Source organism: Devosia sp. T2-14 (assembly GCF_055397495.1).
This window is the reverse complement of the sequence record NZ_AP027921.1, coordinates 1,586,509-1,606,371: the sequence shown is the minus strand read 5'-3', so window position 1 is coordinate 1,606,371 and position 19,863 is coordinate 1,586,509. Positions and strand designations below refer to the sequence as shown.

At 64.7% G+C, this 19,863-nt stretch carries 20 protein-coding genes; 13 read left to right on the top strand and 7 right to left on the bottom strand.

What is annotated here, in order from left to right; all coding sequences use genetic code 11:
- Position 1: 1 nt before the first annotated feature.
- The 11 genes from ACZ5WT_RS07980 (at position 2) to ACZ5WT_RS07930 (ending at position 9,534) form a co-directional block, all read left to right on the top strand.
- Positions 2–811 carry an amidohydrolase family protein gene (locus tag ACZ5WT_RS07980; RefSeq protein ID WP_464286838.1) on the top strand — a complete coding sequence of 270 codons (810 nt, stop codon included), beginning with the start codon at positions 2–4 and terminating at the stop codon, positions 809–811.
- 35 nt (positions 812–846) lie between these two features.
- Positions 847–1,605 (top strand): SDR family NAD(P)-dependent oxidoreductase, encoded by a 759-nt coding sequence (locus ACZ5WT_RS07975; protein WP_464286837.1) that lies wholly within the window; start codon positions 847–849, stop codon positions 1,603–1,605.
- Positions 1,606–1,935: 330 nt separating this feature from the next.
- Entirely contained in the window at positions 1,936–2,649 is a 714-nt protein-coding gene (locus tag ACZ5WT_RS07970) for a FadR/GntR family transcriptional regulator (RefSeq protein WP_464286836.1), read from the top strand.
- Positions 2,646–3,659: a zinc-binding alcohol dehydrogenase family protein gene (locus ACZ5WT_RS07965; RefSeq protein ID WP_464286835.1), complete on the top strand. Its 1,014-nt coding sequence runs from the start codon at positions 2,646–2,648 to the stop codon at positions 3,657–3,659. Before ACZ5WT_RS07970 ends, ACZ5WT_RS07965 begins: the two co-directional genes overlap by 4 nt.
- A 10-nt stretch (positions 3,660–3,669) precedes the next feature.
- Entirely contained in the window at positions 3,670–4,443 is a 774-nt protein-coding gene (locus ACZ5WT_RS07960; protein ID WP_464286834.1) for an SDR family NAD(P)-dependent oxidoreductase, read from the top strand.
- A gap of 40 nt (positions 4,444–4,483) precedes the next feature.
- Positions 4,484–5,458 carry a C4-dicarboxylate TRAP transporter substrate-binding protein gene (locus tag ACZ5WT_RS07955; protein ID WP_464286833.1) on the top strand — a complete coding sequence of 325 codons (975 nt, stop codon included), beginning with the start codon at positions 4,484–4,486 and terminating at the stop codon, positions 5,456–5,458.
- 87 nt (positions 5,459–5,545) lie between these two features.
- Entirely contained in the window at positions 5,546–6,031 is a 486-nt protein-coding gene (locus tag ACZ5WT_RS07950; protein WP_464286832.1) for a TRAP transporter small permease, read from the top strand.
- Entirely contained in the window at positions 6,028–7,308 is a 1,281-nt protein-coding gene (locus tag ACZ5WT_RS07945; RefSeq protein ID WP_464286831.1) for a TRAP transporter large permease, read from the top strand. The genes ACZ5WT_RS07950 and ACZ5WT_RS07945 overlap by 4 nt, the downstream gene beginning before the upstream one ends.
- A 22-nt stretch (positions 7,309–7,330) precedes the next feature.
- Positions 7,331–8,020, top strand: a complete 690-nt coding sequence (locus ACZ5WT_RS07940; protein WP_464286830.1) for an RraA family protein — start codon at positions 7,331–7,333, stop codon at positions 8,018–8,020.
- Between the two features lie 9 nt (positions 8,021–8,029).
- Entirely contained in the window at positions 8,030–8,338 is a 309-nt protein-coding gene (locus tag ACZ5WT_RS07935) for a UxaA family hydrolase (protein ID WP_464286829.1), read from the top strand.
- Positions 8,335–9,534 carry a UxaA family hydrolase gene (locus ACZ5WT_RS07930; protein WP_464286828.1) on the top strand — a complete coding sequence of 400 codons (1,200 nt, stop codon included), beginning with the start codon at positions 8,335–8,337 and terminating at the stop codon, positions 9,532–9,534. Before ACZ5WT_RS07935 ends, ACZ5WT_RS07930 begins: the two co-directional genes overlap by 4 nt.
- A 56-nt stretch (positions 9,535–9,590) precedes the next feature.
- Here the strand turns inward: ACZ5WT_RS07930 and ACZ5WT_RS07925 are convergent, their stop codons facing one another.
- Complete coding sequence (locus ACZ5WT_RS07925; RefSeq protein ID WP_464286827.1) at positions 9,591–11,024, bottom strand: glucose/sorbosone family PQQ-dependent dehydrogenase; 1,434 nt, start codon at positions 11,022–11,024, stop codon at positions 9,591–9,593.
- 283 nt (positions 11,025–11,307) lie between these two features.
- Here ACZ5WT_RS07925 and ACZ5WT_RS07920 point away from each other — a divergent pair, with 283 nt between their 5' ends.
- Positions 11,308–11,751, top strand: coding sequence for a hypothetical protein (locus tag ACZ5WT_RS07920; RefSeq protein ID WP_464286826.1), 444 nt, complete (start codon positions 11,308–11,310; stop codon positions 11,749–11,751).
- A 99-nt stretch (positions 11,752–11,850) separates the two neighbouring features.
- Positions 11,851–12,282, top strand: coding sequence for a c-type cytochrome (locus tag ACZ5WT_RS07915; RefSeq protein WP_464286825.1), 432 nt, complete (start codon positions 11,851–11,853; stop codon positions 12,280–12,282).
- A gap of 49 nt (positions 12,283–12,331) precedes the next feature.
- On the opposite strand, the gene ACZ5WT_RS07910 is transcribed toward ACZ5WT_RS07915, so the two are convergent.
- From ACZ5WT_RS07910 to ACZ5WT_RS07885, 6 genes are all read right to left on the bottom strand, one after another.
- Positions 12,332–13,831: a tripartite tricarboxylate transporter permease gene (locus ACZ5WT_RS07910; RefSeq protein WP_464286824.1), complete on the bottom strand. Its 1,500-nt coding sequence runs from the start codon at positions 13,829–13,831 to the stop codon at positions 12,332–12,334.
- 19 nt (positions 13,832–13,850) lie between these two features.
- Positions 13,851–14,321 carry a tripartite tricarboxylate transporter TctB family protein gene (locus tag ACZ5WT_RS07905; RefSeq protein ID WP_464286823.1) on the bottom strand — a complete coding sequence of 157 codons (471 nt, stop codon included), beginning with the start codon at positions 14,319–14,321 and terminating at the stop codon, positions 13,851–13,853.
- Between the two features lie 97 nt (positions 14,322–14,418).
- A complete protein-coding gene (locus tag ACZ5WT_RS07900; RefSeq protein ID WP_464287168.1) occupies positions 14,419–15,360 on the bottom strand; it encodes a Bug family tripartite tricarboxylate transporter substrate binding protein in 942 nt (313 codons plus the stop codon).
- Positions 15,361–15,421: 61 nt separating this feature from the next.
- The gene (acnA, locus tag ACZ5WT_RS07895) at positions 15,422–18,172 is read right to left on the bottom strand and encodes an aconitate hydratase AcnA (protein ID WP_464286822.1); all 2,751 of its coding nucleotides are present in this window, start codon (positions 18,170–18,172) and stop codon (positions 15,422–15,424) included.
- A complete protein-coding gene (locus ACZ5WT_RS07890; protein WP_464286821.1) occupies positions 18,162–19,031 on the bottom strand; it encodes an isocitrate lyase/PEP mutase family protein in 870 nt (289 codons plus the stop codon). Before ACZ5WT_RS07890 ends, acnA begins: the two co-directional genes overlap by 11 nt.
- Entirely contained in the window at positions 19,028–19,732 is a 705-nt protein-coding gene (locus tag ACZ5WT_RS07885; protein WP_464286820.1) for a GntR family transcriptional regulator, read from the bottom strand. The genes ACZ5WT_RS07890 and ACZ5WT_RS07885 overlap by 4 nt, the downstream gene beginning before the upstream one ends.
- Positions 19,733–19,863 lie beyond the last annotated feature (131 nt).

Below are 19,863 nucleotides of genomic sequence, written 5' to 3'. Positions count from 1 at the left end.
CATGCCTGCTCCCGCCCACTACGCCCTGCCCCCCGGCGCCTGCGACAGCGCCATCCACATCTTCGAACCCGGCTGGGCCCCGCGCCCCGGCTTCACCGGCACGCTGCCGCACGCCCCACTCGCCGGCTACCGCGCCGTCCAGGCCGAGCTTGGCCTTGAACGCGTCATGATCTCCCAGGCCAGCGGCTATGGCTTTGACAATGGCCTGCTGCTCGCCAGCCTCGATGCCCTCAACGGTTCCGGGCGCGGCACGGTCGTCATCCCCGCCGATCTCGACGCGGGCGCACTCGCCGACATGCACCGGCGCGGTGCCCGCGGCGTGCGGTTCATGATGTTTGCCGGCGTGCTGGGCTGGGACGACATGCTCCCGGTTGCCAAGCGGGTGGCGGAACTGGGCTGGCACTTCAAGGTGCAGATGGACGGCCGCCAGATCCTCGACCATGCCGATCTGCTGGCATCGCTGCCAGTCAAGGTGCTGATGGACATCTATCCCACCACCTTCCCCGCCACGCTCGATCTCGATGGCCCCGAAATCACTGCGCTGCTCGGCCTTGTCGAGCGCGACAATGTCTGGGTGTCACTGACCGCCCCCAATTCCACCGCGGAATGCGCCGAACCGCCCTATCTTGCCCGGCGCCTGATCGATCGTGCGCCCGATCGCTGCATCTGGTCGAGCAACTGGCCGCATCTCAACGTATCGCCCACCCCCGGCGCCCGGCATGGCCTTGACTGGCTCGCTGCGGCCGCGCCCGACGCCGCCCAGCGCAAAGCAATTCTGGCCGACAACCCCGCGCGCCTGTTCGGCTTCTGAGCCCGGCGCCCAAAGCTATTTTAGGAGGACTGACCATGATGAACTTTGACGGCAAGCTCGCGCTTGTCACCGGCGCCAGCGGCGGAATTGGCGCGGCGGTCGCTGCGGCCCTTGCGGCGCAGGGCGCCCATGTCGCCTTGCATTACAATCGCGGCGAAGCAGCGGCCCGGGCCGTGGCCGATGCGATCATCGCCAGGGGCGGCACGGCGTATCTGGTGCAGGGTGACATCACCCAGCGCGGCGTTCCGGCCCAGGTGGTCAATGCGGCTGTCGAAAAGCTGGGCGGCCTCGACATTCTCTTCAACAATGCCGGCGCCATGATCCGCCGCATGCCCTTCATGGAGCTCGATGACGCGCTCTATGACGAAGCGCTCGACCTCAACGCGCGTCCGGTGATCGCCGCCTCCCAGGCCGCCGTACCGCATATGGAAAAGCGCGGCGGCGGCTCGATCATCAATGTGGGCTCGGTGGCCGGCATTGACGGCGGCGGCAGCGGCTCGGGCCATTACGCAAGCGCCAAGGCCTACGTGCACAACCTCACCCGCCACATGGCGCGCGACCTGGCCCGCCTCAATATCCGCGTCAATGCCATCTCGCCCGGCGTCGTCGAAACGGCCTTCCATGCCGCAACGCCGCCCGAGCGGATGAAGGCCATGCAGGCCTCGATCCCCCTCGGCCGCCTCGGCCAGCCCGAAGACTGCGTTGGCCCCGTCCTGTTCCTCGCCTCGGACGCCGCCAGCGGCTACATGACCGGCCAGAACCTGCATATCAACGGCGGCATGTACCTGCCGTAACGCATCAGGACCAGTCTCGACGAGGCTGGTCCTTTCCCCCACGGGCCACCCGCGCCGGGCGCTCCGGTCCCTAGCGGCCGCGACTCAGACTCTCCCCAAAATTCGAATCGTCACGGTGTGCCGGCCCGATCGTGGGCATCGCTGACCCGTTCTCAATCGCTCTTCAGGCTGGCGGCAACCCTCGGTTCCGCCAGCCTTTTCGTGCGTTTTGCGGCCCGCTCCGCCCCTGGTTGAGGCGCGAAAACAAGCCGGACGAATCCCCATTGACAGCTTTCCGAGCCTTCCATACCACTTTGATGGTCCCATTGTTGGACCACTGGGGAGTGAGGGATGGTTCGAGTTTCGGCAGTCCAGAGTATTCTGGAGATACTCAAGACTGAGATTCAGACGCAGCATGCACCGGGGGATTACCTGCCCAACGAGCGGACCTATGCCGAGCGCTTTGGCGTCGGGCGCAATACCGTGCGCGAAGCGCTGATCGTTCTTGAGGCCTACGGCTATGTGGAAAAGACCCAGCGCGGTCCGCGGGTCTGCACGCCCGATATCGCCGTGGCGTTCAACGTCTTCGCGCAGTATTTCGACCGCAGCCTGAACACCTGCAAGGACCTGCTGGAATTCCGACGCTTCGTCGAGCTCGGCGTGCTGCCGGCGGTCGTCCAGAACATTTCCGACGACGATATCGACAAGCTGGAAACGCTGGTGCGCACCATGAGCCGCGCGCTCACCGCCCGCCAGGCCGCCGAGGCCGACTATGCCTTCCACAATCTGATGATCGAGGCATCGGGCAATGCGGTGATCCGCAAGCTCTACCGCGTGCTGGCCCAGAGCATCGTGTTCTACATGGAAATCGGCAAGCACGTGCCGCGCCACGATATCGCTTCCGCCGACAACCACCTCGAAATCGTCGATGCGCTGCGCCGCCGCAGCCTTCCCGACCTGATCGCCGCCAGCACCGGCCACTATCGCTACAGCGAGGGCGTGCTGGAGGAGACGATGTCGCGCGACATCGCCTTGCCCATCGCAACGGAGCCCAGCCCGCAATGAAAGCCTTGATGATCGAAGCCGAGGGGCGCTCTGCCCTGCATGATGTGGCCGCAAGCACGCCCGGACCGGGCGAGGTGCTGGTGCGCGTGCGCCATGTCGGCCTGTGCGGCAGCGATCTCAACACCTTCCGCGGTCTCAACCCGCTGGTGAGCCTGCCGCGCATTCCCGGCCATGAGATCGGCGGCGAAATCGCTGCGGTCGGAGCTGATGTTCCGGCCGATTGCCAGGTTGGCCAGCGCGTCGTCGTATTGCCCTATACGAGCTGCGGCACCTGCTCGTCCTGCCGCAAGGGCCGCACCAATGCGTGCCGCTACAACAAGACGCTCGGCGTGCAGCAGGATGGCGGCCTCGCCGAGTCGATCGTGCTGCCCCATGGCAAGGTGATCGCCAATGACACGCTGGCTCCTCGCCATCTGGCGCTGGTCGAGCCGCTGTCGGTGGGCTTCCACGCCGTGGCCCGCGGCCAGGTCGCGTCCGGCGATACCGTCGTGGTGATCGGTTGCGGCATGATCGGCATGGGCGCCATCGTGGCCGCCGCCGCGCGCGGCGCACGGGTCATCGCCATCGACGTCAATGCCGACAAGGCCGCCTACGCGACCCGTTTCGGCGCGGCCCATGCCATTGACGCCACCAATGAAGACGCTGCCGCCCGTATCGAGGCGCTGACCAATGGCGACGGCGCCGACGTAGTGGTCGAAGCCGTTGGCCTGCCCATCACCTTCACCCAGGCCATCGACTTTGCCGGCTTTGCCGGACGGGTCGTCTATGTCGGTTATTCGAAGGCCCCGGTCACCTACGAGACCCGGTTCTTCAACCTCAAGGAACTCGACATCATGGGTTCGCGCAATGCGACCATGGCCGATTTCGAGGCGGTGATCGCTTACCTCGAAACGCTGGGCGAGGCTGCCGATGGCCTGGTCACCCGCACCTTCCCCTTTGCCGAAGCCGATCAGGCCCTGCCCTACTGGGCCAGCCATCCTGACGCGCTCAAGATCATGATCGAACTCTAGGACCTCCGACATGTCGCACGCTGATTGGGCCCAGGCCTTTGGTCTGGCAGGCAAAACCGCTTTGGTCACTGGTGGCGGATCCGGGCTTGGCCTCGCCATCGCACGCTGCATGGCCAGCGCCGGTGCAAGGGTCATCCTGGCCGGCCGCCGCCGTGACGTGCTCGACGCCGCCGTGGCCGAACTGGGCGGCGAAGCCGCCGCGGAAACGCTCGATCTGGCTGACGTGGATGGCGTTGCCGCCGCGGCCGCCGGAATCCTCGAGCGCCAGGGCGCCATCGACATCCTGGTCAACAATGCCGGCAACACGGTCAAGAAGCCATTTGAGCAATCGACCATCGCCGACTTCGACCAGGTGTTCGACGTGCATGTGCGCGGCGCGCTTGAGCTGACCCGCGCGGTGCTTGGCCCGCAGCTGGAGCGCGGTTCCGGCTCGGTGATTTTCACCGCCTCGATGACCTCGTTCATCGGCCAGCCGCTGGTGCTTGGCTACACGGCATCCAAAACCGCCATTACCGGCGTCGTGCGCGGCCTTTCGGCCGAGTTCGCCGGACGCGGCATTCGCGTCAACGCCGTCGCGCCGGGCTGGATCGATACCGATCTGTTCCGCGCCGCCACCGCCGCCGATCCGGCGCGCAAGGCAAAAATTCTCGGCCGCATCCAGACCAACAGTCTGGGTCGGCCGGAAGACATAGGCTGGGCCTGCACCTATCTGGCGTCACCCGCTGCAGCCTACGTAACCGGACAAACCCTCGTCGTCGACGGCGGGGGCGTGATCGGATTTTAGCCTCGGCATCCTGCCGAAAGCTTTGGAGGAAAAGACTACCATGTTGAAGAAACTTGTTGGCGGCGTCGCGCTCTGCGTCCTGGCCCTGGGTGTTACCGGCGTTGCTGCGCAGGAAGTCAAGCTGCGCGTCGCCTATGAAAACAACCCCGGCGAGCCAGTCGATATCGTCGCCAACTACTGGAAAGATCTGGTCGCCGAGAAGAGCGGCGGCCGTATCGCCCTCGAACTCTATCCCAGCTCGCAGATGGGCTCCAAGGCCGACGTGACCGAGCAGGCCATTGCTGGCCTCAACGTCGTGCAGATCAGCGACGTCGGCTTCCTGGCCGACTATGAGCCCGACCTGGGCGTGCTGTTCGGGCCCTACCTCACCGACGATCCGGCCAAGCTGTTCGCCATCTATGACGGCGAGTGGTTCAAGGCCAAGGACGAAGCGCTTCGCGCCAAGGGCGTCCGCATCGTCATGCCGAACCTGCTCTATGGCGTGCGTCAGCTGATCACCACCAAGCCCGTCCGCACCCCTGCAGACCTGGCTGGCATGAAGATCCGCGTGCCGAACAACATCATGCAGATCAAAATCCTCGAGGCGATGGGCGCAACCGCGACCCCGCTGCCGCTTGGCGAAACCTTCGGCGCCCTGGCGCAGGGCGTGATCGACGGCGTGGAAAACCCGATTGCCGTGCTCTACGGCCAGAAGTTCCACGAAGAGGCCAAGTACCTCTCGATGATCAACTACCTGACCAACACCGCCATGTTCATCGGCGGCGAAGCCTACTTCTCCACCCTCGCGCCTGAAGATGCCGCCCTGATCCAGGAGACCGCCTACGAAGCCGGTCTCTACAGCCAGAAGCTCATCACCGAGCTCGATGCCAAGATGGTCGAAGAGATGAAGGCCGCAGGCGTTGAAGTCATCGACGTCGACACCGCTGCGTTCAAGGACCTGACCATGAAGGTCTATTCCGAATTCCCCGAATGGACCCCCGGCCTCTACGAGCAGATCCAGGCTGAAATTCAGTAATCGCGTGCGGCGGGCGACCAGCCCGCCGCATCCCTTGTCCTGCAAGCTGCGCGCCATGGCGGGTCGATTGCTGTTCCGGAGACGACAATGAAGTTCCTTGAAAAGCCGATCAACTGGCTGGCGGCCATACCGCTGCTGGTGCTGGTTGGCATCGCCAACTATGCCGTGGTCATGCGCTACGCGGTTGGCCAACCCGTGCACTGGTCCGAAGAAGTCAGCGGCCTGCTGATGATCTGGATCGTGATGATCGGCGGTATCGCGGCCGAGCGCGATGGCCAGCACCTGACGATTTCCCTTCTCACCGATGCCATGCCCCGGCGCGCGCGCCTGCTGGTCAATGCGATTGTCGGCCTGGCTTCGGTCGGCGTCATTCTCTACGTCGCCTGGATCGGCCTGCAGCTGGCGCTTTCGGTGCAGTTCAAGGTCACGTCCATCCTGCGCATGTCCTGGCTCTGGATCGATATCGCCATCCCCGTCGGCGCGGTGGGTATCGCCATCTACATGCTGCTCGACGTTATCAAGGGCTTCCGCGCCCTCTCCCAGGTCGACACTTCCCAGGACGACGCTGAATGACCCTGACCACCGTAATTCTCGTCATGTTGGCGCTCATTGCGCTCAACATGCGCCTCTACATCTCCATCCTTGTCGCCGTTCTGGTCTACTTCCTGTTCTTCAACCAGGTCCCGATCACCATCGCCATCCAGCGCGTGATTGCCCCGACCCAGAACGTGTCGCTGCTGGCGATCCCGTTCTTCATCCTGCTGGGCACCCTGATGGGCCATACCGGCATTGCCAGCCGCATGCTCAGCGTCGCCGACCTGCTGGTCGGGCGCTTCCGCGGCGGCATGGCCATGGCCAACGTGATGCTCTCCACCCTGATGGGCGGCCTCAGCGCCTCCAACCTGGCCGATGCTGCCATGACCGCGCGCATGATGGTGCCGGAGATGGAAAAGCAGGGCTATAACCGCGGCTTTGCTGCGGCCGTCACGGCCTTCGGCTCGCTGATCACCCCGATCATTCCGCCCGGCATTGCGCTGATCATCTATGCTCTGCTCGCCAACGTTTCGGTGGGTCGCATGTTCATGGCCGGCATCCTGCCGGGCCTGCTGCTGGCGCTGCTGCTGCTGGTCACGGTCTACATCATCTCGGTGCGCCGCGATTACAAGCCGACCCGCACCAGCTGGCCCAAGCGCGGCGAAGTCGGCTCGACCCTGATTGCCGCCTGGCCTGCCGTTCTGCTGGTCTTTGCCGTTATCGGCGGCATCCGCGCCAATATCTTCACGCCCACCGAGGCCGGCGCCTTTGCCGTGGCCTTCGTTGTGTTCATCGGCTTCATCGTTTACCGCGAAATGCGCCTGTCCCATGTCGGCAGCGCACTGGTCGAAACTGCCAAGTCGACTGCGTCGGTGATGCTGGTCATCATGGCGAGCTCGGCCCTGGCCTGGGTGTTCTCGCTCGAGCAGGTCGGCCAGTCCCTCGCCGCCAGCATCGTTGCGATCAGCGACAACAAGTATCTGTTCCTGCTGCTGCTCAACGTGCTGTTCCTTGGCCTGGGCTGCCTGCTCGAAGGCACCGCGCTGATGATCGTGCTTGTGCCCCTGCTGATGCCGACCGTGCTGGCCATGGGTATCGATCCCGTGCATTTCGGCATCATCCTGATCGTGAACCTGTCCATCGGCACGCTCACGCCGCCGATCGGCACGGTGATGCTGGTGGTGTGCAATATCACCAAGGTCAACGTGGCCGATTTCACCCGCCAGTCCGTCGGGCTCTACCTGGCCCTGCTGATCGGCCTTTTCCTGATCACCTACATTCCTGAAATCTCGCTGCTCCTGTCGAGCGGCGGCTAGTTTAGTGACGAAAGACTTTTCCATGACGAAGCGTACTGAGGCTGAAACCATCCGCGTTCTCAAGGAGGACCTGTTCACCGCCGTGGTTGGCGACATCCTGGACGTGATGGGCTACCGCAAGCAGTTCCTGCCCGCCGGCCTTGCGCCGCTCACCCCCGGCACCCGCATCGCTGGCCGTGCCATGCCGGTGCTGGAAGCCGACGTGTTCGGCCATGGCCTCGACAGCTCGGCGGGTCCGCTGGCACACAAGCCGTTTGGCCTGATGCTCGAAGCGCTCGACGACCTCAAGGAAGGCGAGATCTACATTGCCACCGGCGCATCGCTGAACTACGCCATCTGGGGCGGGCTGATGTCCACCCGTGCCACCCACCTCAAGGCCGGCGGCGCCGTGCTTGACGGCTATGTGCGCGACGTCGGCGAGATCAAGGCGCTGGACTTCCCCACCTTCTGCCGGGGCGTCTATGCCCAGGACCAGGGTCCGCGCGGCAAGGTGATCGACTATCGCACCACGATCGAAATCGGCGGCATCACCATCAATCCGGGCGACCTGGTCTATGGCGACGACGAAGGCGTGCTGATCATTCCGGCGGCGATCGTCGACGAGGTAGTAACCAAGGCGCTGGTGAAGACGAGCACCGAGAACCAGGTCGCCGAGGCCATCAAGAACGGCATGAGCGCCACCGAAGCCTTCAGCACATTTGGCGTGATGTAAGGTCCGGTCATGACTGATCCGCGCCTGCTGCTGCTATCGCCCCAGGACAATATCCTGGTGGCCCGCGAACCGATCCCGGCCGGCGAGGCCGTGATCGTGGAGGACGACAAGGTGGTGCTCGCCACCTTGCTCGACCGCGGCCACAAGATCGCCCGCCAGGCGATCTCGGTCGGGGACAAGATCCTGAAATACGGCGCCCCGATCGGCTCGGCGACCCACGCGATCCGCGTGGGTGAGCCGGTGCATATCCACAATATCAAGAGCGACTACACGGCCACGCACGTGATCGCCAAACCGACCAGCGAGGCCAATCCATGACCACGGCAATGCGCGGCTATCCGCGTGCGGACGGACGCAAGGGCATCCGCAACGTGGTGGCGGTCGCCTATCTGGTCGAATGCGCCCACCATGTCGGCCGCCAGATCGTCTCCTCAGCTCAGGACGGGGACGTGCATCTGATCGGCTTTCCGGGCTGCTACCCCAATGCCTATGCCCAGCAGATGATGGAAAAGCTGTGCACCCACCCCAATATCGGGGCGGTGCTGCTGCTGTCGCTGGGCTGCGAGAGCTTCAACAAGTTCTCGCTGGCCGACATCGTCGCAAAGAGCGGCCGGCCGGTGCATACGCTGACCATCCAGCACAATGGCGGCTCGCTCAAGACCATCAAGGCCGGGCAGGAATGGGTTGCCGAGCAGCTTGCTGCGCTGCGCAACGCACCCACCGTGCCGATGGCGGTCGAGGAGCTGGTGATCGGCACAGTCTGCGGCGGCTCGGACGGCACAAGCGGGCTCACCGGCAATCCGGCCGTCGGCCGCGCCTTTGACACGCTGGTTTCAGCCGGCGCCACCTGCATCTTCGAGGAAACCGGCGAACTGATCGGTTGCGAGGAGATCATGGCCAGCCGCGCCATCTCGCCCGAACTGGGCGACGAGCTGCGCGCTTCGGTCGCCAAGGCCGCGACCTATTACGCTACGCTCGGCTATGGCAGCTTCGCCCCCGGCAATGCCGATGGCGGACTCTCCACCATCGAGGAAAAGTCGATGGGCGCCTATGCCAAGTCCGGCTCCTCGCCGATCTCGGGCATCGTCAAGCCAGGCACCGTGCCGCCGCGCGGCGGGCTCTATCTGATGGACGTCGTGCCCGATGGTGAAGTCCGCTACGGCTTCCCCAACATCTCGGACACGGCCGAAATCGTCGAACTGATTGCCTCGGGCAGCCATATGACGCTCTTCGTCACCGGCCGCGGTTCGGTCGTCGGCTCGGCGATCTCGCCGGTCATCAAGGTCTGCGCCAACCCGGATACCTATCGCCGGATGGAAGACGACATGGACGTCGATGCCGGGCGTATCCTGGAAGGCGCCGCTAGCCTCGACGAGGTCGGCGCCGAAATCTTCGAGCTGATCCAGTCGGTCGCCGCCGGCGCCCAGACCAAGTCCGAGGCTCTGGGGCACCGCGAGTTCATCCTGACCTACAAGTCGTTCGAACCGGCCGGCCCCGCCTGCCTGCCCAACTGACAAAAAAGGGCATCGGGGAAACCCCGATGCCCTTTCTCGTTTCGACGGCAGTGCGCCTACTTGGCCGTGTAGACCAGGATGGCGCCCGGGTTTTCGAGCTCGGAAACCCCTTCACCCGCAGCATTGAGCACGCCACCGGCGGAGTCGGTCGCGATGTAGATCGTCTTGCCGCCATCGGCGATTTCGAGGTCACGCAGGCGGTTCTGGCCAAGATAGTACTTGGTGAACTTGGCCTCATCGCCCGTCGCGGTCGGATCGATCGTATAGATCGCGCCATGCTTCATGGCCGTCGACAGCAGGCGATTGCTCAGCTCGGGAACCGCGTCACCTTCATAATAGGCGATCGACGACGGGCCGACGGTGGGGCGTTCGAAATAGCCGAAATTGATGGTGTCCTCGGCGGCCACGGTGAACAGGGTAGCCAGCGGGGTCTTCATGTCGGCAACGCCCGCCCAGTCGCTTTCCTTCTCGACGCTCACTTCAGCCGGGAAGCCTTCTTCGGGCTGGGTGAAGGTCAGGGTCGAGGGATCGACGCTGGCAGCCGACCAGTTGCCATAGGCATAGTGGCTGTCATCGACCAGGCCCGAGACATTGGGCCAGCCATAATTGCCGCCGGCAACCAGCACGTTGATTTCGTCGTCACTGCTGGGGCCGTGCTCGTTGGCATAGATCGTGCCATCGGGACCGATCGCGATGCCCTGGGCATTGCGGTGGCCATAGGTGAAGACGTGGCTCTGCACACCCTCAAGCGTCGGGTTGTCGGACGGTACCGAGCCATCGACATTGAGGCGCAGCACCTTGCCCTGATAGGCGAAGTGGTCACCGGCAGCCAGTTCGGCGGCGGTCGGCAGGCGCTGGGATTCGATCGGGCGGGTGAAGTTGACGAGCTGGTTGTGGCCCTGGTCACCCACAGTCAGGTAGAGCTTGCCGTCCTGGCCGAAAACGATGCGGCCCGAATTGTGGTCGTTATTGGCCGGGATGCCGGTCAGCACGTCGGTCGAGCCGGTGACGGTCTCGGTGGCGGCGTCCCAATCGAGGCGGACGACCTTCTGGAACAGGCGGTGATAGGGATCGCTCGCATCCGGGCGGGTCGGATCGGTGCGCTCGGCGTCTTCATAGGTATGGACGACGAATATCTGGTCGGTGCCATTGCCGAAATCGGGGTGGAAGGCAAAGCCCATCACGCCGGACTGCGCGCCTTCGATTACGTCGGGAATGGCGAATTCAAAAGCGGGCTTGATCGCGCCGGTTTCGGGGTTCACCCGGATCAGGCGCTTGCCAATACGCTCGGTGACCCAGAGCTGGCCATCCGTGCCAAGGCGCACTTCATGGGGGGCTTCCAGCCCTTTGACGAGCACCGACTTTTCGAACGGGAATTCCGCTTCGATGACATCGGCGGGGCTCTGCTGGGCATAGGCGCTGCCGGCAGACAACAGCATGCCAGCGGTGAGGGCAACGACGCTGGCACTCAAATAGGACTTACGAGACAACTTCTATACTCCGTATGCTGCGCCGGCCGGGAACAGTCTGCACACTGCAGGACGGTCCGCTCGGTCAGGCGCAATTCAGGTTGGCGTTCACATCCAGGGAGGAGGATGCACGCCTGTCGAACCCGTTTGGGTGATCAACATGTAGGACAAGTTTTCTCCGCCGACGTCCCCCTTATGTCGGGACGCATTGTCCGCTAATGACGAACAATACTCGGTTGAAATGCAAAATATTGAACCGTGTTAGCGCGTCGATTTGGATCAGAGAGTATTTTGTTCAGGTTTCATGAACGATACCGCGTATCACCATTGTAACCGCGCAGCGTCCGGCTGCGGCATTGGCTGCATGGACAGGGACGGCCCCGCCGCCTATTTTGGCGCCATGATCCGTTCGGTCCTGACAGTGCTGGCAGCGGTGGCGTTGATGCTGGTCTCGCTGACCGCAAATGCCAGCGCTACGCCCATGACCACACCCACGACCGGGGGCACCGAGCACATTCCCTGCATGTCCATGTCTAGCGGTCATGACGTCATCGTCGCGCCCTGCACTGGCATGGGCGATCCGGCCTGCGCCTTTGCCTGTGCCGGCAAGTCCCAGCCCCCGGTCACGGCCCGCCTCGATGGCCCATTGGCTTTTGGTGCGATCGTATTCCTGCCCGCGCCCGCTGCGAGCCCGGCGGGTCACCGCCCCGGCCAGCTCGAACGCCCGCCAAGATCCCGGCAGTCCTGACTGCCGGCGGCCCGCGCTGCCCCATCCCATCGATAGATCAATCGGAACCGGCTTGCCCGCACGGCGCGACGCTGCGTTCCGCCACTGGAAGCATGTACTATGAATCAACGCACAATCTGGCTGCTGGGCGGCGCCCTTGTCGTGGCCACCCTGTTTGGCGCCGGCGCCTTCAATACCGGTGCACCCACGACCCCACCTTCATCGGTAGCGCAGGCCATGGTTGAGGTCGCCGTTCCCGCGACTTTCTCGGCCAGCGCTATTGCCGGTCAGGTTGCCTTCGAGGCCACCTGCGCCGCCTGCCACGGCAGCAATGCCGCCGGTATCGACGGCACCGCCCCGCCCCTCGTGCACAAGATCTACGAGCCGTCCCATCACGCCGACTATGCCTTCGAGATGGCCGTGACCCAGGGCGTGCGCGCCCATCACTGGCGCTTCGGCGACATGCCGGCCCAACCCGCCATCACCCCCGCCGACACTCAGAACATCATCGCCTATATCCGCGAACTCCAGCGGGCGAACGGGATTTTCTAGGAACAAAAAGAATGGGCCCAGTCAGACTGGGCCCATTGTGCTTCTCCGATCAGGCCAGCGCCGCCCGGCGCCTGGCGCGATGGCGCAGGTAGAAGGGCAGCGCCAGTAGGATCGCGGCAATCGCTAGCAATATCGCCGAGAGCGGATGGGTGATGAAGACGCTGGGATCACCCTGGCTGATCGACATGGCGCGGCGGAAATGCTGTTCGGCCATCGGCCCCAGGATCAGCGCCACGATGGCAGGCGCCACGGGGATGTCGAACAGACGCATGCCGAAACCGAACACTCCGATGGCCCACAGGATGACCAGATCGACGACGTTGTTGTTGAGCGTATAGGTGCCCAGCGACGCGAAGATCAGGATGCCGGCATAGAGCCATGGCCGCGGGATCGACAGCAGCTTCACCCAGATGCCGACCAGCGGCAGGTTGAGGATCAGCAGCAGGGCATTGCCGATATAGAGGCTGGCAATCATGCCCCAGACGAGGTCGGGATTGTTCTGGAACAGGGTCGGCCCCGGCTGCAGCCCATATTGCTGCAGCGCAGCCAGCATTACGGCGGCGGTCGCCGAAGTCGGCAGGCCCAGCGCCAGCATCGGGGCCAGCACACCGGCGGCCGAGGCATTGTTGGCAGCTTCCGGCCCGGCCACGCCCTCGATGGCGCCCTTACCGAACTCTTCCGGATTCTTGGAGAGGCGCTTCTCGGTCATGTAGGAGATAAAGGTCGGGATCTCCGAGCCACCCGCCGGCAGCGCGCCGAGCGGAAAGCCGATAAACGCGCCGCGCAGCCAGGGCTTCCACGACCGGCTCCACTCGTTGCGGGTCATCCAGAGCGAACCGCGCAGCTTGTAGAGCTCTTCGCTTTCATAGCGCGAGCGCGCCGCGACATAGAGCGTTTCGCCCACCGCGAACAGGCCGACCGCGACCACGACAATGTCGATGCCGTCGAGCAGCTCGGGGACGCCAAACGCAAAGCGTGTCTGGCCAGTCTGGATGTCGATGCCGACAAGCCCAAGCGAGAGGCCCATGACAAGGCTGATCATGCCGCGCACCAGCGAGCTGCCGAGTACGGCTGTAACCGTGACCAGGGCCAGCACCATCAGCGCAAAATATTCGGCCGGCCCGAACAGCAGCGCGAGCTTGACCAGCAGGGGCGCGACGAAGGTCAGAGCCAGCGTGCCGATCGTACCGGCGACGAACGAGCCGATGGCGGCGGTCGAGAGCGCGGCACCGGCTCGTCCGGCCCGCGCCATGGCATGGCCGTCGAGCGCGGTCACGATTGAGGCGGATTCGCCGGGCGTATTGAGCAGGATGGCCGTGGTCGAGCCGCCATAGACGGCACCGTAATAGATGCCTGCGAACATGATGAAGGCCGAAGCCGGATCGAGGTGAAAGGTGACCGGCAGCAGCAGCGCGATGGTCAGCGCCGGGCCGATGCCGGGCAGCACGCCGATTGCCGTGCCCAGGATGACGCCGATCGAGGCCCACATCAGGCTATAGGGCGTAAGGGCGACCGAAAAGCCGTGCAGCAGGGAGTTGAGTGTATCCATTGCGGTGGTCCTTCCCGGATCAGCCGAAAAACAGGCTGCCAGCAGGCAGGCGAAGGCCCAGCCAGCGGTCAAACATGAAGTAGGTGGCGATGGCGAGCGCCAGGCCGATCAGCAGATCAAGCAGCGGCGTGTCCTTGCGGAAGGCGCGCGCCCCGGCCATGAACAGCAGCGTAGACGACACGATCCAGCCGAGATGGCGGATGGCCAGGATCTGCAGCATCAGCCCGCCCGCCATGTAAAGCGGTGGCATGAGATCGAGTTCAAGCTCGCTGTCAGGGGCGAGGCGTCCCGCAATGGCCTCGCGCAGCGCACTGACGCCGACGATCAGCACCAGCCCGCCAACAAGATAAGGAAACAGCTGCGGCCCGGAGCGGACATAGATGGGCGACACGCGCATGGTGGCGGCGCCGGTTATGATGAAGGCTCCCAGCGCGAGCAGGCCGATAGCGATAACATATCCGCCGATGCGGAAAGACTGGGCGGAAATCATGGCTTCCCCTTGCGTGCGAACGCATCCCGCGCAGGCGCAGGCCACGTCGATACGGTTGGCAAGCACGGATGAACCGTGCTTGCCGCGATGAAGGTGATCAGTTGACCAGGCCGATGGCGCGCAGGGTCTCTTCGGTCTGGGCGCGGTTGGCAGCGAGGAATTCGGAGAATTCGTCCGCCGGCTGGTAGAGGCTCAGCCAGCCGCGATCGGCCAGAACCGTGGCCCAGGCCGGGCTTGCAACAGCCTTGTCGACCATGGCCGACAGAGCGGTAAAGCCTTCTTCGCTGATATCGGCCGGTGCCATCAGGCCGCGCCAGTTGACGAAGTCGATGTCATAGCCATTGGCGGCGAAGGTGGGGATATCGATGCCTTCGACGGCCTCGGGAGCCGAGATAGCGAGAGCCCGCAGGTCGCCGCTGGCGATCTGGGAAGCGAATTCCTGGTAGCCGCTGATGCCGGCGGTAACGTGCCCGCCCAGGATGGCCGCGAGAGCCTCGCCGCCGCCCGAATGGCCGATATAGTTGATGTCGATGGCCGGCACGCCGGCCGCCTGTGCGATGAGGCCCATCAGCAGGTGGTCGGCGCTACCGGCCGAACCGGCGCCCCAGGACACCGAGCGCGGGTCGGCCTTGAACTGGTCCATCAGCTCCTTGATGTCCTTGATCGGCGAGCTGGCCGGCACGACGATGACTTCATATTCGCCGATGAGGCGCGCCAGCGGGCGCACTTCGTCCAGCGTCACCGCCGACTGGTTGATCAGCACGCCCGAAACCATGGCCAGGCCGCTAAGCAGCATGGTGTCGTCACGGCCACCCGAGGTGGTGACGAACTGGGCCAGGCCGATGGTGCCGCCGCCGCCGCCGACATTGACGACCTGCACATTGCTGGCCAGCTTTTCGGAGTCGAGCACGCCCTGCAGGGCACGGGCGGTCTGGTCCCAGCCGCTGCCCGGATTGGACGGGGCCAGCAGTTCGAGTGCCATTGCCGGCGTGCCCAGTGCGAGGGCCGACAGGGTGATGCCGGCAAGCAGGCCGCGCATGGTCTTGGTCACGAACATAGATAATCCTCCCAGGATGTTGTGTCGTGTGGGGTCTCGGGCGCTAGCTGAACAACAGCTTGCGCAGGACGTATTTCGGCACTCCTCCGTGCCGGAAATATTCGCTTTCAATGGTGCTATCGATGCGCACCAGCACGTCGCGGCTGAGCGATGTGCCGTCGGCGCGGTCGATGACCAGCTGTAGCGTCGAGCGGGGCGCGACCGGATGGGTCATGCCGGCGATCGAAATGGTTTCGGTGCCATCAAGGCCCAGCGTCTCGGCACTGTCGCTGCCGATGAACTGCAGCGGCAGCACGCCCATGCCGATGAGGTTGGAGCGGTGGATGCGTTCGAAGCTGCGGGCGATGACGGCCCGCACGCCGAGCAGGAACGTGCCCTTGGCCGCCCAGTCGCGACTGGAGCCGGAGCCGTATTCTTCGCCTGCAAACAGCACCAGCGGGGTCTTGCTGGCGCGGTAATGCTCGGCCGCGTCAAAAATGGTGACGGGGATGTCGCTCCCGGCGATGCGGGTAAAGCCACCCTCGGTGCCAGGCACCATCAGGTTGCGCAGGCGCACATTGGCGAAGGTGCCGCGGATCATCACTTCGTGCTGACCGCGACGGGTGCCATAGGTATTGAAATCCGCCGGCGCCACCTGCCGCTCCTGCAGCCACTTACCAGCTGGCGAGTTCTGCTTGATCATCCCGGCAGGGCTGATGTGGTCGGTGGTGATCGAGTTGCCCAGAATGGCCAACACCCGGGCGCCTTCGACCGGCGCAGGCGGAATGACCTCCTCGGAAAAACCGTCAAAGATCGGCGGCTCGGCGATATAGGTGGAAGCAGGCCAGGTGTAGGTCTGCCCGCTCGGCGCCTCGACCGCATCCCACAGGCGCCCGCCATCTTCCTTGTTGGCATAGGCGCGGCGGAACGAGGTGGGGTCATCGGCAAAGGGCCGCATGGCTTCAATGTCGGCGCTGGTCGGCCAGATATCGGCCAGCAGCACCGGCTTGCCATCGGCGTCATGGCCGAGCGGCTCGGTGGCAAGGTCAACCTGCACCGATCCGGCAATGGCATAGGCCACCACCAGTGGCGGGCTCATCAGGAAGTTGGCGCGCAGCGAGGGGTGGATGCGCGCCTCGAAGTTGCGGTTGCCCGACAGCACGGCGGCACAGACCAGATCGGCATCATTGACCGTGTCGTCGATGGCCGGAGCCAGCGGGCCGCTATTGCCGGCGCAGACGCCACAACCATAAGCGACAACGCCAAAGCCGAGCTGCTCCAGCGCGGGCAGCAGGCCCGCCGCATCGAGATAGTCGGTGACGACGCGCGAGCCCGGCGCGAAGGAGGTCTTGATCCAGGGCGCCACCTGCAGGCCCCGCGCCACGGCGTTCCGCGCCAGAAGGCCCGCGGCCAGCAGCACGTCCGGATTGGACGTATTGGTGCAGGAGGTGATGGCAGCCACCAGAATGTCGCCATGGCCCAGTGTCTCGGGCAGCGGCGCGGCCTTGGTGTCGGCAGCCAGCGCCGTGGCCCCCTGGCTGACGGACGCACGCGCGCGGACAGGAGCACGGTCGGCAATATCGGTGCTGCGAGCGTAGCCGCCAGCCTCGACCGGAGCGCTGAACAGCTCGCAGAAGCGCGACGCGACGTGATCGAGTTCGATGCGGTCCTGCGGACGCTTGGGACCGGCCACGCTCGGCCGGATCGCAGCGAGATCGATGACGATGGTGCTGGAATAGTCGATATCGCCTTCGCGCGGGCAGCCGAACAGGCCCTGGGCGCGATGATAGGCCTCGAGCAAGGCAATCTCGTCTTCGCTGCGCCCGGTGGTGCGGTAATAGGCAACGGTCTGCTCATCGACCGGGAAGAAGCCCATCGTCGCCCCATATTCTGGGGCCATGTTGGCGATGGTGGCGCGGTCGGTGGCGCTGAGGCTGGCGACGCCCGCGCCGAAGAACTCGACAAACTTGCCAACCACCTTGGCCGCGCGAAGCCGCTCGGTGATGACCAGAACGGCATCGGTAATGGTCACGCCTTCGCGCAGGGCGCCGGTGAGGTTGACGCCCACCACGTCGGGCGCCACCAGATAGACCGGCTGGCCCAGCATGGCGGATTCCGCCTCGATACCGCCCACGCCCCAGCCGACGACACCGATGCCGTTGATCATGGTGGTGTGGCTGTCGGTGCCCACCAGCGTATCGGGCACGAAGACGCCATCGCGCTCGAACACACCCTTGGCCAGCGCCTCCAGATTGACCTGGTGAATGATGCCGAAACCGGGCGGGACTGCGGTCAGCGTGTTGAACGCCTGCGTGCCCCACTTGAAGAACTCGTAGCGCTCGCGATTGCGCTCATATTCCAGCTCCATGTTGCGGAACAGGGAATCGGCGCCGCCGGTCTCGTTGATCTGCACCGAGTGGTCGATCACCAGTTGCACCGGCACCAGCGGCTCGACCACTTCGGGCGACTTGCCCAGCCGCAACGCGGCCGAGCGCATGGCCGCCAGATCGCAGACCAGTGGCGTGCCGGTAAAATCCTGCAGCACGACGCGCGACACGGTGAAGGGCACTTCATCGCGCACGGCATTGGGCTGCCAATTGGCCAGCGCTTCGACATGCTCGCGCGTCACGGTGCTGCCATCGGCCTGACGCAGCACGGATTCAAGCAGGATGCGGATGGAAACCGGCAGGCGGGCTATGCCGGCATATCCGGCCTCACCCAATGCGGGCAGCGAATAGAGCTGCCCCAGCCGGCCCATGCCGGTATCGAAGGTCCGGCGGACGCCGAACAGATCGTTTTGGGTCTTAGTCGGCATATTTGGCATCCAGCGCGTCATACATCGGCTTGTTCACCAGGCGCTGGCGCTCCTTGAAGGTGGCGACCAGGCCGCTGGCCTCGCCGACATCACCGCCATTCTTGAGCGTGCCCAGGGCCGCCTGCATTCCGGCCATGGCCGCCTGAAGCGCCACATTGGCGTAGAGCACCAGCGAGAAGCCCATCTGGGCAAACTCGGCCGTCGGCAGGATCGGGGTCTTGCCGCCGACCACCAGGTTGACCAGCTGGGGCGAGGCCACGGCGCCGGGCATGGCGCGCAGTTCCTCGACGCTTTCGGGGGCTTCAAGGAAAATGATGTCGGCGCCGGCTTCCTCGAAGGCGTGGCAGCGTTCGACCGCCGCCTCGAAGCCATGCACGGCCCGCGCATCGGTGCGCGCCATGATGAGGAAGTCCTGGCTGTGCCGCGCGTCGACAGCAGCCTTGATCTTGCCGATCATTTCGCCGGTCTCGACGATGGCCTTGCCCGAGAAGTGTCCGCAACGCTTGGGCATCACCTGGTCTTCGAGCTGCATGGCATTGGCCCCAGCCCGCTCGAGGGTGCGCACGGTGTGGCGCACGTTCAGCGCATTACCAAACCCGGTATCGGCATCGACGATCAGCGGCAGCTCCACCGCATCGCGGATGGCGGCGGTGTGGTTGGCAATATCGGTCAGGCCCATGAAGCCGAGGTCGGGCATGCCGAACCAGGTATTGGTCACCCCAGCGCCGCTGACATAGGCGACTTCGTAGCCAAGGTCCTCGATGATGCGGGCGGCCAGGGCATTGCCGGCGCCAGGCAGCAGGGTGCCGCGACGGGCTTCAACGATCTCGCGCAGGCGGGCTCCGGCAGATTTGGTCACGAAGCGATATCCTTCTCGTCTTCTTCCTGGACAGGGGCGTCGTCGCCGAGCCAGAGCAGGTTCTTGCGGGCATTGGAGATGTGGGTGCGCATGGCCTCTTCGGCCTTGCGCGGGTCGCGCGTCGCCAGCGCGGCGACGATGTCGCGGTGCTCCTGCACGGCCATGGCCGAACGCGCGGCATTGGACGAGGAGCGGAACCGGTAGAGGCGCACCTGCAGGTAAAGCTCGGAGCACAGCGCATCGAACAGGCGGCGGCTGCCACTCTCGCGGATGATGCGGAAATGGAAATCGTCGTCCGAGGACTTCTGCCAGTAGTGGCCGCTCGCCGCCGTGGTCTGGGCGTGGCGATCAAGCATCGCGGTCAATTCCTGGATCGACTCATCGCTGATGCGGGTTGCCGCCAGCCCGCAGGCCGCACCCTCAAGCGCCTCGCGAACCCGGAACAGGTCGTCGAGATCTTCCAGCGTCAGCTTGGTGACATAGGCGCCCAGGTTCTGGCGGCGCTCCACCAGGCCATGGCTTTCCAGGCGGCGCAGCGCCTCGCGCAGCGGGCCGCGGCTGATGCCGAGGTCACGCGCAATCGTGGCCTCCTTGATCCGCGAGCCGGGCGCGATGACGCCCTGCGAGATCGCATCGACGATGGCCGCGAAGGCCTGATCGCTCACGGATGGGTGCGGTTGAATTGCGGTTTCGAATGCCATGGCCACGCTTCAAGTGATAACTGTTGACAGTTTTCATTTTGTGGCAATGCTGTCAAGCGTCATCGGGAAACGGCGGCGGCGCTGTGAATTTGGGAGCAATTAGCCTTGGCACAACAACGCATTAGAGCGGT

What these genes read in the sequence shown, in the direction of transcription:
- ACZ5WT_RS07980 (WP_464286838.1), top strand. Translation starts at nt 2, where the DNA reads ATGCCTGCTCCCGCCCACTACGCCCTGCCCCCCGGCGCCTGCGACAGC.
- ACZ5WT_RS07975 (WP_464286837.1), top strand. Translation starts at nt 847, where the DNA reads ATGATGAACTTTGACGGCAAGCTCGCGCTTGTCACCGGCGCCAGCGGC.
- ACZ5WT_RS07970 (WP_464286836.1), top strand. Translation starts at nt 1,936, where the DNA reads ATGGTTCGAGTTTCGGCAGTCCAGAGTATTCTGGAGATACTCAAGACT.
- ACZ5WT_RS07965 (WP_464286835.1), top strand. Translation starts at nt 2,646, where the DNA reads ATGAAAGCCTTGATGATCGAAGCCGAGGGGCGCTCTGCCCTGCATGAT.
- ACZ5WT_RS07960 (WP_464286834.1), top strand. Translation starts at nt 3,670, where the DNA reads ATGTCGCACGCTGATTGGGCCCAGGCCTTTGGTCTGGCAGGCAAAACC.
- ACZ5WT_RS07955 (WP_464286833.1), top strand. Translation starts at nt 4,484, where the DNA reads ATGTTGAAGAAACTTGTTGGCGGCGTCGCGCTCTGCGTCCTGGCCCTG.
- ACZ5WT_RS07950 (WP_464286832.1), top strand. Translation starts at nt 5,546, where the DNA reads ATGAAGTTCCTTGAAAAGCCGATCAACTGGCTGGCGGCCATACCGCTG.
- ACZ5WT_RS07945 (WP_464286831.1), top strand. Translation starts at nt 6,028, where the DNA reads ATGACCCTGACCACCGTAATTCTCGTCATGTTGGCGCTCATTGCGCTC.
- ACZ5WT_RS07940 (WP_464286830.1), top strand. Translation starts at nt 7,331, where the DNA reads ATGACGAAGCGTACTGAGGCTGAAACCATCCGCGTTCTCAAGGAGGAC.
- ACZ5WT_RS07935 (WP_464286829.1), top strand. Translation starts at nt 8,030, where the DNA reads ATGACTGATCCGCGCCTGCTGCTGCTATCGCCCCAGGACAATATCCTG.
- ACZ5WT_RS07930 (WP_464286828.1), top strand. Translation starts at nt 8,335, where the DNA reads ATGACCACGGCAATGCGCGGCTATCCGCGTGCGGACGGACGCAAGGGC.
- ACZ5WT_RS07920 (WP_464286826.1), top strand. Translation starts at nt 11,308, where the DNA reads ATGAACGATACCGCGTATCACCATTGTAACCGCGCAGCGTCCGGCTGC.
- ACZ5WT_RS07915 (WP_464286825.1), top strand. Translation starts at nt 11,851, where the DNA reads ATGAATCAACGCACAATCTGGCTGCTGGGCGGCGCCCTTGTCGTGGCC.
- ACZ5WT_RS07910 (WP_464286824.1), bottom strand. Translation starts at nt 13,831, where the DNA reads ATGGATACACTCAACTCCCTGCTGCACGGCTTTTCGGTCGCCCTTACG.
- ACZ5WT_RS07905 (WP_464286823.1), bottom strand. Translation starts at nt 14,321, where the DNA reads ATGATTTCCGCCCAGTCTTTCCGCATCGGCGGATATGTTATCGCTATC.
- ACZ5WT_RS07900 (WP_464287168.1), bottom strand. Translation starts at nt 15,360, where the DNA reads ATGCGCGGCCTGCTTGCCGGCATCACCCTGTCGGCCCTCGCACTGGGC.
- acnA (WP_464286822.1), bottom strand. Translation starts at nt 18,172, where the DNA reads ATGCCGACTAAGACCCAAAACGATCTGTTCGGCGTCCGCCGGACCTTC.
- ACZ5WT_RS07885 (WP_464286820.1), bottom strand. Translation starts at nt 19,732, where the DNA reads ATGGCATTCGAAACCGCAATTCAACCGCACCCATCCGTGAGCGATCAG.